This window comes from Luteimonas sp. RC10 (assembly GCF_014192745.1).
GTDB lineage: Bacteria > Pseudomonadota > Gammaproteobacteria > Xanthomonadales > Xanthomonadaceae > Luteimonas.
The window spans coordinates 104125-120578 of record NZ_JACHYJ010000002.1; the positions used below are offsets into that span (position 1 = coordinate 104125).

Genomic DNA, 16454 nt, shown 5'->3' on the forward strand with positions numbered 1-16454 from the left:
ACACGATGGCAGGCACGATGGGCGCCTCTGTCCGGCCGACCCGACCCGATGGCCCGCCCACGCGACGATCGCAACCGCCACGCCGCCGCCCATCTGCCCGGGCTGACGATCGACAGCTGCAACCTGGCCTTGCGCGATGCCGAGGGCGGGGGCTTCATCGGCGACCGCGCCAGCCAGCGCGCGTTCCGCGCCCTGCTCGACCATCGCCGCCGCCACCATTTCACCGGCGGCCGCGATCCGTTCGGACGCACGCCGACCGACGCGATCGGCAAGAAGGAGATCGACCTGGTGCTGGTCGGCGGCGACCCCGATGCGGCGCATCTGATCCACGCCGCGATCGAAGACCACGCCGAGCGGCTGGCCGGGGTGATCCGCTGCTTCCTCGCGCAGCCCGAATGGGACGGCGTCAAGCGCATCGTCATCGGCGGCGGCTTCCCCGGCAACCGCACCGGCGCGTTGTCGGTGCGCCGCGCCGCGCGCCTGCTCAAGCTCGCGCGCGCCGGTGTCGACCTGACCCTGCTGCGCCACGATGGCGACGATGCCGGCTTGCTGGGCTGGGTGCCGTTGGCGCCTGCGAGGTTCCAGCGCTACGACGCCTTCCTCGCGGTCGATATCGGCGGCACCAACATCCGTTGCGGCCTGGTCGCACCGCGCCTGGACAAACGCGAGGACGGCAGTCGCGCGCAGGTGATCGAGCGCACGCAGTGGCGGCATGCCAATGACGCGCCCGATCGCGAGACCGCGATGACCAGGACCGCCGCGATGCTCAACGGCCTGATCGCCCACGCCCGCACACGCGATCTGCGATTGGCCCCATTCGTCGGGGTCGCCTGTCCGGGCGAAATCGCGCACGACGGCGCCATCCTCCACGGCGCACACAATCTGCCCGGCGACTGGGAGGCCGCCGATTTCCGGGTCGCCGACGCCTTGCAGGCCCACCTGGACCGGATCGGCGGCCGCGCGCCCCTGGTGCGCTTGCACAACGACGCCGTCGTTCAGGGCCTGAGCGAGCGCCCACGCATGACCGGTGTGCGCCGCTGGGGCGTGCTGACGATCGGCACCGGGTTGGGCAACGCCAGCTACACGAACCGGCGTTCCTGAACCGCCCGACCCGCCGCCAACGGCCCCACAGGCGGGCGGTGTTATGCTAGGCGCCGGGCCCCTCGCCCATCCGTGCGTCACGCGCGACCGCCCTGGCCGCCGCCTCGCTTCCCCCACGTGTGACCGCCCGCTCCGGGCGACGCTCCCCAGGAAGCGTGATGACCCGCTGCGTCCCCGCCCCATTCGCACCGTCCCCGATCCGCCGCCCGGTCCTGGGCCGATGATCGTGTCGGACATCGACTGCGCGCGCTGCGACGCGGTCTGCTGCCGGCTGACGGTGGTGCTGCAGAGCGACGACGATGTGCCCGCCCGGTTCGTCGACGTCACCGAGGCCGGCCTGCAGGTCATGGCCCGCGACGAGGAAGGATGGTGCGTGGCCATCGATCCGGCGCGGATGTGCTGTTCGATCTACGACACCCGACCGGAGATCTGCCGGCGTTTCGAGATGGCAGGCCCCTACTGCCGCTCGGTCCGCGACGACTACGAAGACCGCGGACGACGCGGCATTCCCCTGGCGATGTACTGAAAGGAGCGTTCGATGTCCCGTACCAAGAAGACAGCGGCCCCGGCCGCAGCGGCCACCCCGACGACGGCGTCGAGCACCGGCCACCTGTTCGCCGGCCCGCGCAAGCCCGGCGACCGCGGCGCGAGCGTGACCAGCGACCGGATCGCAGCCGACCTGGCGCGCTTTCGCGCGGCCGGCGGCCGGATCGAAGTGCTGGGCGTCACCCGCACGCTGATGCGCGTCGATGCCGAAGCGCCGAAGGTTGCCGCCAACGCACCGAAGAAGGCCCGCGGCGGCTGAGGCCTGCACCCGGCCGCGATGCCGGGCGTGCGACCCTGCGGCCGATCTCGCCGTGGAAGCCGCCATGTCCCTGACCCCGCCCGTACTGCCGCTCGACCCGTCGCCGTTGCGCGACCGCGTGGTCGCGATCACCGGTGGCGCGCAAGGCATCGGTCGCGCAATCGCCCAGGCCGTGCTCGGTGCCGGCGGTCGCGTGGCGATCGGCGACCTGGACCGCGACGCCGGTGCCGCCTGTCTGGCCGAGTGGGATGTCGGCGATCGGGCGTGCTTCTTCCCGCTCGATGTCGCTCGCGAGGCGTCGGTGCGCGGTTTCTTCGCCAAGGCCATCGCGCGCATGAAAGGCCTCGACGGCCTGGTCAACAATGCGGGCCCGGCCGATCCGCACGTGACGGACCTGGCACATCTGCCGCTGTCGCAGTGGCGGCGATTCATCGACGCCCACCTCACTGGCGCGTTCCTGTGCTGCAAGTACGCCCTGCCCGCGCTGCGCGCGCGACAGGGCGCGATCGTGTCGATCGCCTCCAGCCGTGTACTCCAGTCCGAAGCCCACACCGAAGCCTATGCCGCCGCCAAGGGCGGCGTGGTCGCGTTGACCCATGCCTTGGCGATCAGCGAAGGGCCACGCGTGCGCGTCAATGCGATCAGCCCCGGCTGGATCGCGACCGATGACTGGCAGCGTCCCGCGGCGCGCCGTCGCCCGAAGCTGTCCAAGCGCGACCACGCGCAGCATCCGGTCGGGCGGGTCGGCACCCCGGTGGACGTCGCGGCGCTCGCGGTGTATCTGCTCTCGCCCGCATCTGGCTTCGTGACCGGACAGCATGTCGTCGTCGACGGCGGCATGGGCCGCAAGATGCAGTACGCCTGAGCGACGACGCGGGCGTCACGCGACGTGCCCGCGGCTGAACCACGACGCCCCCAGACGCCGAATTTCATGTGCGGTTGCCCGGTGCACTGCAAGCATCGCGGCATCACCCCCGTGGAGATCGTCATGCACACGTTGCGCACACTTGCCTGTCTCGGCCTGTTTTCGCTGGCTGCGGCCGGAACCGCCCACGCCCAGCACTACGGCCCGCAGGACGAAGGGCGCCGTTTCAACGACGGCAGCCGCGTGGTCTGCAAGGATGTCGAAGTCCAACGCAACAGTTCCGACCCCAATCGCATCGGTGGCACGGCCGCCGGCGCGGTCATCGGCGGCCTGATCGGCAACCAGATCGGCGGCGGCAACGGCCGTAAGCTTGCGACTGTCGGCGGTGCCGTGGCCGGTGGTGCGATCGGCCGCAACGTCCAGGGCAACCGCCAGGAAAGCCGCGGCGACCGCATCGTCGAGACGCGCTGCGATCGCGTGTATCGCTGAGCCTCGCCCATCCGCCAAACGAGCCGGCATGCCTTCTGGGATGCCGGCTTTTTTGTGCCTGAAACGATCCTTTCCGTCCCCCGCGCTACCGCCGCGCGTCGCTGACGCCACACTTTCCCGGTTGCCGCATTGCGGCCCGTCTCTCTCAACCAGGAAAGCCCAGCATGTCCAGCAACCCGTTCCTTGAAGCCTCGCGTCGTCGCCGCAGCCAGTACAGCCTCGGGCGTACGCTGCCGATGTCGCAGCAGGCGACCACCGAGCTGATCCAGGAGGCCGTGCGCCTGAGCCCCTCGTCGTTCAACTCACAGAGCTCGCGGGCGGTGATCCTGTTCGGCGATCAGAGCCAGACCTTCTGGGACATCGTCAAGGACGCGCTGCGCGCCATCGTCCCGGCCGACGGCTTCGCCGCCACCGAGGCGAAGATCGACAGCTTCGCCGCCGGCGCCGGCACGGTGCTGTTCTACGAGGACCAGGACGTGGTCCGCGGGTTGCAGCAGCAGTTCCCGCTCTATGCGGACAACTTCCCGGTGTGGTCCGAGCACGCGAGTGCGATGGCGCAGTTCTCGGTCTGGACCGCGCTCGCCAATGCCGGCATCGGCGCCAGCCTGCAGCATTACAACCCGCTGCCTGACGCTGCCGCGGCTGCGCAGTGGTCGCTGCCGGCAAGCTGGACCTTGCGCGCGCAGATGCCGTTCGGCTCGAACGAAGCGCCGTTCGGCGACAAGGCGTTCATCGACGACGCGGTGCGGTTCCGCGTGCACGGCTGAGCACCACCGGCTTGCGGCGCCGAACGACGGCGCCGCGGCCATCGCGATGGCGGGGACCCACCGGCTACGACCATCGTCCCAACGCCTCGCACCGCATTCCCAAGGTATCGTCGGCGGCTTTTCCGTGTTCCGGAGCCGCCCGCATGTTCCAGCGCGCCACGCGCCTGTCCGTTCGCCTGGTCGAACGCTACCTGCCCGATGCCTACGTCTTCGTGCTGATCTTCACTGCGATCGCCGCTGTGGCCGCGCTCGCGATCGAACGCACAGCGCCCCTGGCGCTCGTGCGCCATTGGGGCAACGGCTTCTGGGAGCTGCTCGGCTTCTCGATGCAGATGCTGCTGGTGCTGGTGACCGGCTTCATCCTCGCCCGCACCCCGCCCGTCGCACGGATGCTCACTGCGCTGGCCTCGCGCTGCCGCACGCCGCGCAACGCGATCGTCGTCGTCACGCTGGTGGCGCTGGTTGCCAACTGGATCAACTGGGGCTTCGGGCTGGTGATCGGCGCACTGTTCGCACGCGAGGTCGCCCGCCATGTGCGCGTGGACTACCGGCTGCTGGTCGCCAGTGCCTACTCCGGCTTTCTCGTCTGGCATGGCGGGCTATCGGGGTCGATCCCGTTGACCATCGCGACCGAGGGCCACTTCCTGCAGGAGACGATGGGGCTGATTCCGACCAGCGAAACGATCTTTGCCCCGTTCAACCTGATGATCGTCGCGCTGCTGGCGATCGCGGTGCCGCTGATCAACCGCGCGATGACGCCCAACGACCACGATGCGGTGCTCTTCTCGCCGCCCGACGACCCCGCGCCGCCCGCACTGGCGCACGACGCCACGCCGGCCGTGCGTCTCGAGCACGGCTGGCTCCTGTCGCTGGCGATCGGTGCCGCGGGCCTGGTCTACCTGGTCGACCATTTCGCCACCGGTGGCGGTCTGAATCTCAACATCGTCAACTACGGCTTCCTGATGCTGGGCATCGTGCTGCATCGCACGCCCGCCCGATTGCTCGCCGCGCTGCAGGAAGCGATCAAGGGCGGTGCCGGCATCGTGGTGCAGTTCCCGTTCTACGCCGGAATCATGGCGATCCTGGTCGGCTCGGGGCTGGCCACGACGCTGTCGGAGTGGTTCGTCTCGTTCGCGAGCGCGTCGACGCTGCCGCTGTGGACGTTCCTGTCCGCCGGCCTGATCAACATGTTCGTGCCGTCCGGCGGCGGCCAGTGGGCGGTGCAGGCGCCGGTGATGGTGCCCGCCGCGCAGGCGCTCGACGCCGACCTTGCGCGCGTGGCGATGGCGGTCGCCTGGGGCGACGCGTGGACAAGCATGCTGCAGCCATTTTTCGCGTTGCCGCTGCTGGCGATCGCGGGACTGAAGATCAAGGACATCATGGGCTACTGCCTGATGCTGCTGTTCGCATCGGGCGTGATCATCGGCGCGGTGCTGCTGCTCGCCTGACCAAGGCCGAACCCCATCGCATCGGCTGTGGCCCTCACCCAACCCTCCCCGCGTGCGGGGGCGGGCTTTTCCCAGTCTCGATTGGATCGCTGCGCGCGTCGGGTGGTGCGCCACCTCCCCCGCCTACGGGTGGAGGTCGACGCCGAAGGCGTCGGGTGGCGGCTGGGGCTTTTCGCGGCCAAGGCCAAACGCCATCGCATCGGCCTGCGCCCCCACCCAACCCTCCCCCGCACGCGGGGGAGGGCTTTTCCGCGGTCTCGATCGGACCGCTGCGCGCGTCGGGTGGTGCAACACCTCCCCGCTTGCGGGTGGAGATCGACGCCGAAGGCGTCGGGTGGGGGCTGGGGCTTTTGGCGACCAAGGCCGAACACCATCGCATCGGCCTGTGCCCCCACCCAACCCTCCCCCGCGTGCGGGGAGGGCTTTTCCTGGTTTCCTGCACGCGGAGAAGGGCTTTCCGCGGCGTCGGTCGGATCACTACACGCGGGCGGGACCGGACACGAAAAAGCCGCCGGGGAATGCCCGGCGGCTTTGGCTCTGTCACCGCTGGTGGGCGGTCACCAGATCCGCACACGGTCCTCGGGTGCGATCCACAGCGCATCGCCCTCGCGCACGTCGAACGCGTCGTACCATGCATCGACATTGCGCAGCGGCGCGAACGCGCGGATGTGTCCCGGCGAATGGGTACCGTTGACCAGTTGCTGGCGCAGTGCATCGTCGCGCCACAGCGTGCGCCACACCTGCGCCCAACCCATGAACAGCCGCTGCTCGCCGCTGAAGCCGTCGATCTCAGGCGCCGGCTTGCCGTCGAGCGAACGGCGGTAGGCCTCCAGCGCGATGGTGATGCCGCCCAGGTCGCCGATGTTCTCGCCCATCGCGACCTTGCCGTTGATGTGCATGCCCGGCAGCTGCGGGAACGTATAGGCCTCGTACTGCGCGCCGAGCTTGGCCGCCTGGGCCTCGAACTTGGCCGCATCCTCGGCCGTCCACCAGTCGCGCAGCACACCCTCGCCGTCGGACTTGCGGCCCTGGTCGTCGAAGCCGTGGATGATCTCGTGGCCGATCACGCCGCCGATCGCGCCATAGTTGACCGCCGGGTCGGCGTCGGGATCGAAGAACGGCGGCTGCAGGATCGCGGCCGGGAACACGATCTCGTTCTTGACCGAGTTGTAGTAGGCGTTGACCGTCTGCGGGGTCATGCCCCACTCACCCTTGTCGACCTCCTTGCCCAGACGGTTGCGGCGGTAGTCCCACTCAAACGCCATCGAGCGCTCGGCATTGCCGAACACATCGCCGGGCTCGACCACCAGGCCGCTGTAGTCGCGCCATTGGTCGGGGTGGCCGATCTTCAGGCCGAACCCGTCGAGCTTCCTGCGCGCCTCGGCCTTGGTCGCCGGGCCCATCCAGTCGAGCTGCTCGAGCCGCGCGCCCATCGCCACCTTCACGTTGGCGACCAGCGCGTCCATCTTGGCCTTGGCATCGGCCGGGAAGTACAGCGCGACGTAGTCGCGGCCGATCGCCTCGCCCATCGTGTTCTCGGCGAACGCCACGCCGCGCTTCCAGCGCTCCTGCTCCTCGGGCTGACCGGACAGGAACTTGTTGCGGAACTCGAAGCGCGCATCGGAGAACGCCTTCGACAGCAGCGGCGCGGCATTGTCGATGGTGTGGAAGGCCTGCCAGGCCTGCAGCGTGGCGACGTCGGTCTGGCCGAAGATCGCGGCCAGCTTCGGAATCGCGGTGCTCTGGCGCACCACCGCACGCGGCGCCTGCGGCACGCCGGCGGCGGCGAAGTACGTGGCCCACGGGAAGCCCGGCGCGGTGGTCGCGAACGCCGACAGCTCGACCGGGTTGTAGGTCTTGTCGCGGTCGCGGCTTTCGGCGCGGGTCCAGTGCGCTTCGGCGATCTTGGTCTCCAGCGCAAGGATCGCTTCGGCATTGCGCTGCGGGTTCTCCCAACCGCCCAGTTCGAGCATCTGCGCGATGTAGGCCTGATACCGCTCGCGCTGCGGCGCGAAGGTCTCACGCAGGTACATTTCGCGATCGCCCAGGCCCAGGCCCGACTGGCTCATGTACAGCGTGTAGCGGTCGGGGTCGCGCTGGTCGTCGGACACGCCCAGGCCGAAGAAGCTGCGACCGAAGTCGCCCTGGCTCTGACCCATCAGCCGGGCCAGCGCATCCTTGTCGCCGGCAGCGCGGATCGCAGCGAGCTTGGGGGCGAGCGGCTGGGCGCCCAGCGCCTCGATCGCGGCCTGGTCCATGAAGCCGGCATAGAGCGTGGCGACCTTGGCGCGATCGGGATGCGCAGCGTCGGCCACATCGTAGCCCTCGACCAACTGACGCACGCGCGCCTCCGACAGATCGCGCAGGACCAGGAACGCACCGTAGCTCGACTTGTCGGACGGGATCTGTGTGGTCTTGGCCCAGTTGCCGCTCACGTAGCCGAAGAAGTCCTCACCCGGCCGCACCGAGGTGTCCATGCCGGCGGTGTCGATGCCCCAGCTGCCCATGCGCTGCGCGGCGACGGGATCGCCCGAAGTGGAGGCGCCGCCGGCGCCGGGCTCGCTCGCGAACAACGCCTGCAGCGTGCAGGTCTCCTCGAGACAGCGGTGGTCGTGGGCAGCGGCGGTGGCCGCCATCGTCATCGCCACGGCGGTCGCCGCGGACAGCAGGGTCTTCTTCAAGCGCGATCTCCATCGAAACACGGTCGGAAAGCCGTCAACGGCGAGTGCCGGGCGGCCGACTGCCAAGCATACCGGGCACGCTGCAGCCGTGCCCCGGCCATTGGTCACCCGCGCGCTCAGCCGCCCGCGAGCACGCGCACGGTCTGGGTCAGCCGGTGCGTGGCACCGGGCGCCAGCGCGACGACATCGGGCCCGGCATTGGCCGCCTCCAGACACAGGAAGCCGCGCCAGGCCTGACCGATGTCGTCCATGCGCGCCGCGGCCGTTGCACCGGGATTCCAGACCACCAGCGACCGACTGCCGGCGACGTCGAGCGCGATCCGGCGGCCCAGGCCCGGATCGTCGAGGACGTAGCGCCCGGGCGCATCGGTGTAGATGTAGTCGCTGCGACCGGGGTCGCGTGGGTCGTCGAGCGTCCAGTCCCCGGCCTGCGCATGCGCGGCATAGCCGTCGTTCTTGTCGAGATAGCTCAGGCCGTCGAGGCCGCGGACGCGGACCTGGGCGACGTCGGAGACACGGAAGTAGGTGTGCAGCGCCTGAGTGATCGCGACCGGACGCACACCGGTGTTGGTGGTCGCCAGCGTCTGCTCCAGCGCTTGGCCGATGCGCAACGTCATCCGCAGTTGCAGGCCCAGCTCCGGGAAATCGGGCGGTGCCAGTTCGATGGCGACGCTGCCGTCGTCGGCACGCGAGGCCGCGAGCACCTGCCAGCGCACGGTGCGCACGAAGCCATGCGCCGGCACCTCGCCGGTCTGGCCCTGCCGGCCGAAGTATGGCCAGACCACCGGCGTGCCGCCGCGGATCGCATCCGGCGGCGGCTTGGCCGACGGCGACAGCCACAACGCGTCCTCCTGCCCGGCCGGCACATACGACAGCAGATGCCCGCCGTGCAGCGCGATCGCCGCCGTTGCCAGCGGGGTCTCCACCAACAGTGCCTCGATGCCGGCATGCCGCCCCAGCCGCAGGCCCTCGACCTCTGGCAATGCGGGCGGCGCGGTCGCCGTCGCCGCAGCGGCGAGCGCGGCTGGGTAGCCGCTGGGCACGGCGAAGGCGGTCTCGGAGATGGCGGGTGTCGTCGGCAAGGCGGTCTCCTGCGCCGGACGCAGGTCGCGCGATGCACTGCCGCCGGCGCATCCGGCGAGCAGTCCGCAACACAGCACGAGTAAGCGAATCGGCATTGGGCAACGGGTGAAAGGCGGATCGCCCAGCTTAGCTGGCTGCGTGCCGGACGTGCAGCGAGCGCACGACTGCGCGCGGCACACCGGCCCTGGAAACGTGCGCATCTGCGCATCTGTGTGCTGCCGCGCAACATGCTCGCCCCAGGCACAACCGCGATTTCACCCGGCGCAGACGCCAATCCGTGATCCGGTTCGCGGAACGCGACATCGCGGGCCCGAGATGGCTGACAGCGCTGTCAAGCGCACGCAGGCTCGAAGCCGGCCGTCCCCCGCCGCGCCGCTTCCCTTTCGAATGCAAGGAGTCCGTCATGGATTGCGTACGCCTGTTCGCCCTGCCGCTCGTCGCCTGCCTCGGCGCGGCCGCCACATTCGCCCCCGCCGCGCATGCCCAGACGCCTGTCTGGCAGGAGAACTTCGACGGCCCATCGATCGACGGCAACACCTGGACCTACGACGTGGGCACGGGGTGCCAGATCGGCCTGTGTGGCTGGGGCAATGCCGAGATGCAGTACTACACCAGCCGCGCGGAGAACGCGCGCATCGAGAACGGTCGCCTGATCATCGAGGCGCGCCGCGAGAACTTCGATGGCAGCCCGTTCACGTCCGCGCGACTGAAGACCGAGGGACGCGTGCAGTTCAAGTACGGCACGCTCGAGGCGCGGATCAAGATCCCCGAGGCCGGCAATGGGGTGTGGCCGGCATACTGGATGCTCGGCGCGGTCGGCGTGTGGCCGGCGCGCGGCGAGATCGACATGATGGAAGCAGGCTCCGCCCAGGCCATCGCCGACGGCATGGCCAATCGCCGGATCGGCGCCGCCGTGCACTGGGACTACAACGGCTCGTACGCCTCACACGCGACGGTCTACAACAGCCCGGTCGCGCTGCATGACGACTTCCATATCTACAAGCTGACCTGGGACCCGAACTTCATCCGTGTCTCGATCGACGGCCAGCAGTACTTCGAATTCGACATCTCCGATGTCGAAGGGCCGCAGGTGCACGAGTTCCACGCCCCGCACTTCCTGCTGCTCAATATCGCCGTCGGCGGCACCTACACCGGTGTGCACACCCCGCAGGATGTCACCGCGCCGCTGCCCGGCCGCATGGAAGTCGACTGGATCCGGCTCTACCAGGACCATCCCGACAGCGAGTTGTACCTGGGCAGCAACAGCGCGACGCCGGCCGGCCAGTTCGGCGTGTACACCGAGCGCAGCGGCCTGGCCGGCGCTCTGGACTTCGGCAGCAACACCGACCTGTTCCTGTGGAACAACCTGACCCCGATCGCCGCCGCGCCGTTCGAGGGCAACGAGCTGATGGCCTTCCGCGCCAATCCCGGCAACTGGTTCGGATTGGGCATCATCACCGACGTGCGCAACATGGGCGCCTACGCCGGCGGCAGTCTGAAGTTCCGCATGCGCACCGCCAGCCAGGCACCGTTCCGCGTCGGTATCAACACCTCGTTCGGCGACAGCTGGATCCCCTTCGCGCCGGGCGGCCAGCAGTACGGCCTGGTCCGCGACGGCGCCTGGCACGAAGTCAGCATTCCGTTCTCCGCGTTCCACGACCTCGACCTGCACGCGGTCAAGCAGTTCTTCATGCTCGCCGGCGATGCGCCCGGCCAGCCGGTCGACCTGTTCATCGACGACGTGTATTACCAGAGCCCATGACCGCATCGCGCGCACCGTCCACGGGCGGTGCGCGCGATGCCCTAGAACACCGACAGCCCGGTCATCCGCGTGAAGCGGTGCAGCGCGTAGGCGCCGAGCAGCGAATTGCCCTTGTCGTCGAGCGGTGGCGACCACACGCACAGGCTGAGTACGTTGGGCACCACCGCGACGATGCCGCCGCCGACGCCGCTCTTGGCCGGCAGGCCGACGTGGAAGGCGAACTCGCCCGCCGCGTCGTAGGTGCCGCAGGTCATCATCACCGCATTGATCCGCGTGCTGCGCTCGACGCTGGTCACGCGCGTGCCGGTGCCCGGACACACGCCGCGGCCGGCCAGGTAGCGCACGCTGCGCGCCAGATCCACACAGTTCATGCGCAGCGCGCACTGGAAGAAGTACAGGTCGAGCACGGCGTCGACTTCGTTCTCGATGTTGCCGAAGCTGCGGATGAAGTTCGCCAGTGCGATGTTGCGATAGCCGCTGCGCCGCTCCGAGCTCCAGATCTCCTCGTCGCGGCCGACCTCGGCATTGCCCGAACGCTCGCGCATGAAGGCCAGCAGCGCGGCCTCAGGATCGTCGTAATTCGACAACAGCACATCGGCCACCACCAGCGCACCGGCATTGATGAACGGATTGCGCGGGATGCCGCATTCGTGTTCGAGCTGGACCAGCGAGTTGAACGGGTCGCCCGACGGTTCGCGCCCGACGCGCTTCCACAATGCATCGCCGGCCGCGTCGAGCGCGAGGGTCAGCGTGTGCACCTTGGAGATGCTCTGGATCGAGAATGGCTCCTGGGCATCGCCGACGCTGTAAACGTCGCCATCGAGCGTGGCCACCGCCATGCCGAAGCGCTCGCGCGGCACCGAGGCCAGCGCCGGAATGTAATCGGCGACCTTGCCCTCGCATGCGTCGAAGCGCGCGCGCACCTCTGCATCGATCGTCGCCAGAATGCCGGGGAGGTCGTGACGCGAGAGGTCGTGCGGGTTCTGCGGCGGGCTGTGCATCGCTGGGCTCGTGGTGGCGGACAGGCAGTCTGCGCATGGAGGCGTCAAGCGCGGGTCGCCGCGCTTCAGGCACACGCGCTTGATGCCGCAGCCGGCACACTGCAGGCCTCACCGCTTGGAGACGCCGCACGATGGGCATGCTGATCGAAGGCCGCTGGCATCGCGACGACGACGGACTGGTCGATGGCGACGGACGCCTGGCCCGGCCGCAGACGCAGTTCCGCAACTGGATCACCGCCGACGGCCGCGCCGGCCCCACCGGCGAAGGCGGATTCGTCGCGCAGCCTGGGCGCTACCACCTCTACGTGGCGCGCGCCTGCCCGTGGGCGCACCGCACCACCCTGTTCCGCGAGCTCAAGGGCCTGCAGGACATGATCGGGCTGTCGGTTACCCACTGGTTGATGGCCGACGACGGCTGGACCTTCGCGCAGGGGCCGGGTGTCGTGCCCGACCGGGTCAATGGTGTGGACACGGTGTGGCAGCTCTACACCGCCGCCGACCCGCGCTACACCGGGCGGGTCAGTGTGCCGGTACTGTGGGATACCCAGCGCGCGACGATCGTCAGCAACGAGTCGGCCGACATCATCCGCATGTTCAACAGCGCCTTCGACGAGGTCGGCGCGGCCGAGGGCGACTACTATCCGCGCGACCTGCGCGAGGAGATCGACGCGGTCAATGCGCGCATCTACGACGGGCTCAACAACGGCGTCTACAAGGCGGGCTTCGCAACGCAACAGGCGGCCTACGATGAGGCCGTCGAGGCGGTGTTCGCGACCCTCGACTGGCTGGAGCTGCGGCTGTCGGGCGATCAGTTCCTGTGCGGACAGCAGCTGACCGAGGCCGACTGGCGACTGTTCACCACGCTGCTGCGCTTCGACGCGGTCTACCACGGCCACTTCAAGTGCAACCTGCGGCGGCTGATCGACTACCCCGCCCTGCTCGCCTACACCCAGCGGCTGTATCGCCACCCGGCGGTCGCGCCGACGGTCGACTTCGACCATATCAAGCGGCACTACTACCAGAGCCACCGGCAGATCAATCCGACCGGCATCGTGCCCGCCGGGCCGGTGCCGCCGTTCGGACGCTGACGTTGCCAGCGCGTCGCCGTGCCGTTACAGCGGCGGCGGCACGCAGCCCATCGCCGACAGCGGCCCATGCAAGGCCGGCACCTGCATCAACCACGGACCGGCCAGCGTCAACAGGCCGGCCGCCAGCACCAGCGAGGCCGCCAGCGCGCGCAGCCGCGGGCGCTGCAGCCAGCGGCCCACGCGCTGGCCCGACCAGGTCAGTGGCAGCATCACCGGCAGTGTGCCCAGGCCGAAGGCGGCCATTGTCAGCGCGCCGCCCGGCACGCTGGCCTGCATCCAGGCCACCGTCAGCAGGCTCAGGCTGAGCCCGCAGGGCAACCAGCCCCACAGCATTCCCAACGCGATCCGGCGCGGCGCCGTCTCGGCCGGCAACAGGCGCCGCTGCAGCGGCTGCAACCAGGCCCACAGGCGAGCGCCCGGCCGACGCAGCAGGTCGAAGCCGCCGCGTCCGAACAGCCGCAACGCCACCAGCACCAGCGCCGCGCCCAGCAACATGCGCAGCCCGAAGCCGATCCACGGGTTGCCGAACACGCCGACCAGCCCGTGGCCGAAACCGCCGACGATCGCCCCGGCCAGCACATAGCCGCCCACGCGGCCCAGATTGACCTGCAGTGCATGCGGCCAGCCACCGCCCGGTGAGGCGGCCGAGAACCCGGTCGCGATGCCGCCGCACATGGCCGCGCAGTGCAGACCGCCGAGCAGGCCGCTGGTCAGCGCGGCCAGTACCACCAGCCAGTCAATCGGCACGCGGCCGGTCCTGCGGCGGTGTCGCCGGCGGTGCATCCGTGGACCGCGCGCCCAGCAGGTGCCCGGCCTCGTCGCGGCCGTCGTCGTCGACCAGGATGTCGAGCGCCGGGGTGTCCATGTCGTCGAACTGGCCGCGCCTGACCGCCCAGACGAAGGCAGCGATCGCGATGCCAAGCAGGACCAGGCTGATCGGGACCAGCAGCAGCAGACTTCTCATCTCGGTTCTCCGGTCGCCGGCACCCGCGTCAGGCGCAGCGCATTGGCGGTGACGAGCAGCGACGACAATGCCATGCCCAGCGCCGCCAGCCACGGTGTCACCAGCCCGGCCGCCGCCACCGGGATCGCCAGCAGGTTGTAGGCGAGTGCCCAGCCCAGGTTCTGCCGGATCACCCGCCTGGCGCGCCGCGCCACGGCGATCGTCGCCGGAATACGCCGCAAGGTCGGCCCGGTGGTGACCAGATCAGCGGCGCGCTGGGCCAAGGAGGCGCCCTCGCCCATCGCGATCGAGACGTCGGCGCCGGCCAGCACTGGCGCATCGTTGAGGCCGTCGCCAATCATTGCCACGGTGCGGCCCTCGGCCTGCAGCGCCCGGACCCGCGCCAGCTTGTCCTCCGGGGTCTGGCGCGCATGCGCGTCGTCGATGCCCAGTCGCGCGGCCAGCGCCGTGACCGGCGCCTGCGCATCGCCACTGGCCAGATGCAGCGCCAGCCCCAGTTCGCGCAGGCCCTGCAGCGCGGCGGCCGCGTCCTCGCGCACGTGCTCGCGCAGCGTGAACCGGGCCAGCGCGCGCTGGCCGTCGCCGAGCCACAGCGCGCCATCGTCTGCGCGTCCGGCGGCGAACGCCGCCTGGCCCAGCCGCCAGCGCACGCCCTCGACGGTCCCTTCCACACCCTGCCCCGGCACCACCATCATCGCGTCGGCGGCGGCATCGGCAGCGACATGCGCGAAAGCCTGCGCGATCGGATGATTGGCGTCGCGTTCGAGCGCGGCCGCGATCCGCAGCGCATGGGCCGGGTCGAAACCGTCGAAGCCGGTCGCCTCGTCGAGCTCGGGGCGCGTATCGGTCAAGGTGCCGGTCTTGTCGAAGACCATATCGGTCGCGCTCGCGAGCGTCTCCAGCGCGTCGGCGCGGGTCGCCAGCACGCCGAGCCGGGCCAGTGCGCCATGCGCCGTGGCCAGCGCCGTGGGCACCGCCAGCGACAGCGCACAGGGGCAGCTGACCACCAGCAGCGCCAGCGTGACCTCGAACGCGCGCGCCGGATCGTGGATGCGCCAGCCCACGTACACCGCCAGCGCGGTCAGCAGCAGGCCGGCGACGAAGCGGCTGCCGATCCCATCGGCCAGACGCGCCAGACGCGGCCGGTGCGACTGCGCCTGTTCGACCAGCCGGGTCAGCTGCGACAGCCGCGTGTCGGTGCCGGTGCAAGTCACGCGCACCCGCACCGGCCATTCGCGGCAGACCGTGCCGGCGTACAGCGGCTCGCCGGCGACGCGGCGCACCGGCGCCGACTCGCCGGTCAGCAGCGATTCCTCGAACACCGCCTCGCCATCGAGCAGCACGCCGTCGGCGGGCAGGACATCGCCGGCCGCGACACAGACGATGTCGCCGGCGACGAGCTCGGCAGCCGGCACCGACTCGCGTGCGCCGTCGGCGCGCTCGCGCACCGCCAGCGACGGCCGCGCGCGCGCCAGCGCATCGACCTGGGCGGTGGCGACGTTGCGCGCGCGTTGTTCGAGCATGCGCGCGGCCAGCAGCAGGAACACGAACATCACCGCCGCGTCGTACCAGACGTGGGTGCCGCCGCGGATCGTCTCCCACAGGCTGGCCAGGTAGGCCAGCAGGGTCGAGGTCGCGATCAGCGTGTCCATCCCGACATGACGTTGGCGCAGCTCGCGCGCCATGCCCGCCAGGAACGGCCAGCCGGCATAGAACACCACCGGGGTCGACACCAGGAAGGTGATCCAGCGGAAGAAGTCGCGCGTGGCCAGCGGCATCTGCTGGTCGAAGTCCAGGTACAGCGCCTCGGCGAACATCATCGCCTGCAACGTGCCCAGCCCGGCAATGCCCAGACGCAGCAGCCAGCGCCGACGCTCGCGTACCCGAGCGCGCTCGCGCGCCTCGCCGCCGGCCAGGTACGGGCGATAACCGAGCGCGGCCAGCCGCTGCAGCACTTGCGACGGCGCGGTGCGCGCCGGGTCCCAGGCGATGCGGATGCGGCCGGTCACCGCGTTGGCGGTGACGTCGAGCACGCCATCCTCGCGGCGCAATGCCCGGTCGATCAGCCACGCGCATGCGGCGCAGCGCATGCCGTCGGTCAGCAGCGTGAGCGCGCGTCCACCGGGCACCGGGTTGGCGTGCTCGCGCAGCAGATCCTCGCGATCCCAGATTCCGAAGTCGATCGCCTCGTTGCCGACCGGTGCCGGCATCGCACTGCGCAGGCGGTAGTAATCGCCGAGATCGGCGTGGCGGATCCACTGCGCCGCGGCCGCGCAGCCATCGCAACAGAACGCCTGCGTGGCGCCGTCGATCGGCGCCTGCACCGCATGCGCGGTCAGCGGTTCGCCACAATGGAAGCAGCCCGCGGGCGCGGGATGCGCAGCGGCGTTCACGTCTGCA

14 protein-coding genes and 1 pseudogene are annotated in these 16454 nt (G+C 70.2%); 9 read left to right on the top strand and 6 right to left on the bottom strand.

The window, feature by feature from the left end:
- Positions 1-48 precede the first annotated feature (48 nt).
- The 7 genes from FHW73_RS04255 (at position 49) to FHW73_RS04285 (ending at position 5475) form a co-directional block, all read left to right on the top strand.
- Positions 49-1101 (top strand): ROK family protein, encoded by a 1053-nt coding sequence (locus FHW73_RS04255; protein WP_183425478.1) that lies wholly within the window; start codon positions 49-51, stop codon positions 1099-1101.
- A gap of 220 nt (positions 1102-1321) precedes the next feature.
- On the top strand, positions 1322-1627 hold the full coding sequence (locus tag FHW73_RS04260) for a YkgJ family cysteine cluster protein (RefSeq protein WP_183425479.1): 306 nt from the start codon (positions 1322-1324) through the stop codon (positions 1625-1627).
- Positions 1628-1639: 12 nt separating this feature from the next.
- Entirely contained in the window at positions 1640-1906 is a 267-nt protein-coding gene (locus tag FHW73_RS04265) for a hypothetical protein (RefSeq protein WP_255492646.1), read from the top strand.
- A 64-nt stretch (positions 1907-1970) separates the two neighbouring features.
- Complete coding sequence (locus FHW73_RS04270; RefSeq protein WP_183425480.1) at positions 1971-2771, top strand: SDR family oxidoreductase; 801 nt, start codon at positions 1971-1973, stop codon at positions 2769-2771.
- Between the two features lie 123 nt (positions 2772-2894).
- Positions 2895-3260 carry a glycine zipper 2TM domain-containing protein gene (locus tag FHW73_RS04275; protein WP_183425481.1) on the top strand — a complete coding sequence of 122 codons (366 nt, stop codon included), beginning with the start codon at positions 2895-2897 and terminating at the stop codon, positions 3258-3260.
- Positions 3261-3424: 164 nt separating this feature from the next.
- Positions 3425-4027 carry a nitroreductase family protein gene (locus FHW73_RS04280; RefSeq protein ID WP_183425482.1) on the top strand — a complete coding sequence of 201 codons (603 nt, stop codon included), beginning with the start codon at positions 3425-3427 and terminating at the stop codon, positions 4025-4027.
- A 143-nt stretch (positions 4028-4170) separates the two neighbouring features.
- The gene (locus tag FHW73_RS04285) at positions 4171-5475 is read left to right on the top strand and encodes a TIGR00366 family protein (RefSeq protein WP_183425483.1); all 1305 of its coding nucleotides are present in this window, start codon (positions 4171-4173) and stop codon (positions 5473-5475) included.
- Positions 5476-6032: 557 nt separating this feature from the next.
- Here FHW73_RS04285 and FHW73_RS04290 read toward each other — a convergent pair.
- Entirely contained in the window at positions 6033-8156 is a 2124-nt protein-coding gene (locus tag FHW73_RS04290) for a M13-type metalloendopeptidase (protein ID WP_255492647.1), read from the bottom strand.
- Positions 8157-8272: 116 nt separating this feature from the next.
- Positions 8273-9223, bottom strand: a pseudogene (locus tag FHW73_RS04295) (D-hexose-6-phosphate mutarotase); the annotation flags it as partial.
- A gap of 419 nt (positions 9224-9642) precedes the next feature.
- On the opposite strand from FHW73_RS04295, the gene FHW73_RS04300 reads away from it, so the two are divergent.
- A complete protein-coding gene (locus FHW73_RS04300) occupies positions 9643-11001 on the top strand; it encodes a glycoside hydrolase family 16 protein (protein ID WP_183425485.1) in 1359 nt (452 codons plus the stop codon).
- Positions 11002-11042: 41 nt separating this feature from the next.
- Here the strand turns inward: FHW73_RS04300 and FHW73_RS04305 are convergent, their stop codons facing one another.
- The gene (locus FHW73_RS04305; RefSeq protein WP_183425486.1) at positions 11043-12002 is read right to left on the bottom strand and encodes a glutaminase; all 960 of its coding nucleotides are present in this window, start codon (positions 12000-12002) and stop codon (positions 11043-11045) included.
- A gap of 131 nt (positions 12003-12133) precedes the next feature.
- Between FHW73_RS04305 and FHW73_RS04310 the strand changes: the two genes are divergently transcribed.
- Positions 12134-13090 carry a glutathione S-transferase family protein gene (locus FHW73_RS04310; RefSeq protein WP_183425487.1) on the top strand — a complete coding sequence of 319 codons (957 nt, stop codon included), beginning with the start codon at positions 12134-12136 and terminating at the stop codon, positions 13088-13090.
- 24 nt (positions 13091-13114) lie between these two features.
- On the opposite strand, the gene FHW73_RS04315 is transcribed toward FHW73_RS04310, so the two are convergent.
- Genes FHW73_RS04315 through FHW73_RS04325 form a run of 3 tightly spaced genes read right to left on the bottom strand, consistent with a single transcriptional unit; the run spans position 13115 to position 16447 of the window.
- Positions 13115-13837, bottom strand: a complete 723-nt coding sequence (locus tag FHW73_RS04315) for a sulfite exporter TauE/SafE family protein (RefSeq protein WP_183425488.1) — start codon at positions 13835-13837, stop codon at positions 13115-13117.
- Entirely contained in the window at positions 13827-14054 is a 228-nt protein-coding gene (gene ccoS, locus FHW73_RS04320) for a cbb3-type cytochrome oxidase assembly protein CcoS (protein WP_183425489.1), read from the bottom strand. The genes FHW73_RS04315 and ccoS overlap by 11 nt, the downstream gene beginning before the upstream one ends.
- Positions 14051-16447 (bottom strand): heavy metal translocating P-type ATPase, encoded by a 2397-nt coding sequence (locus FHW73_RS04325; protein ID WP_183425490.1) that lies wholly within the window; start codon positions 16445-16447, stop codon positions 14051-14053. Before FHW73_RS04325 ends, ccoS begins: the two co-directional genes overlap by 4 nt.
- Positions 16448-16454: the final 7 nt, after the last annotated feature.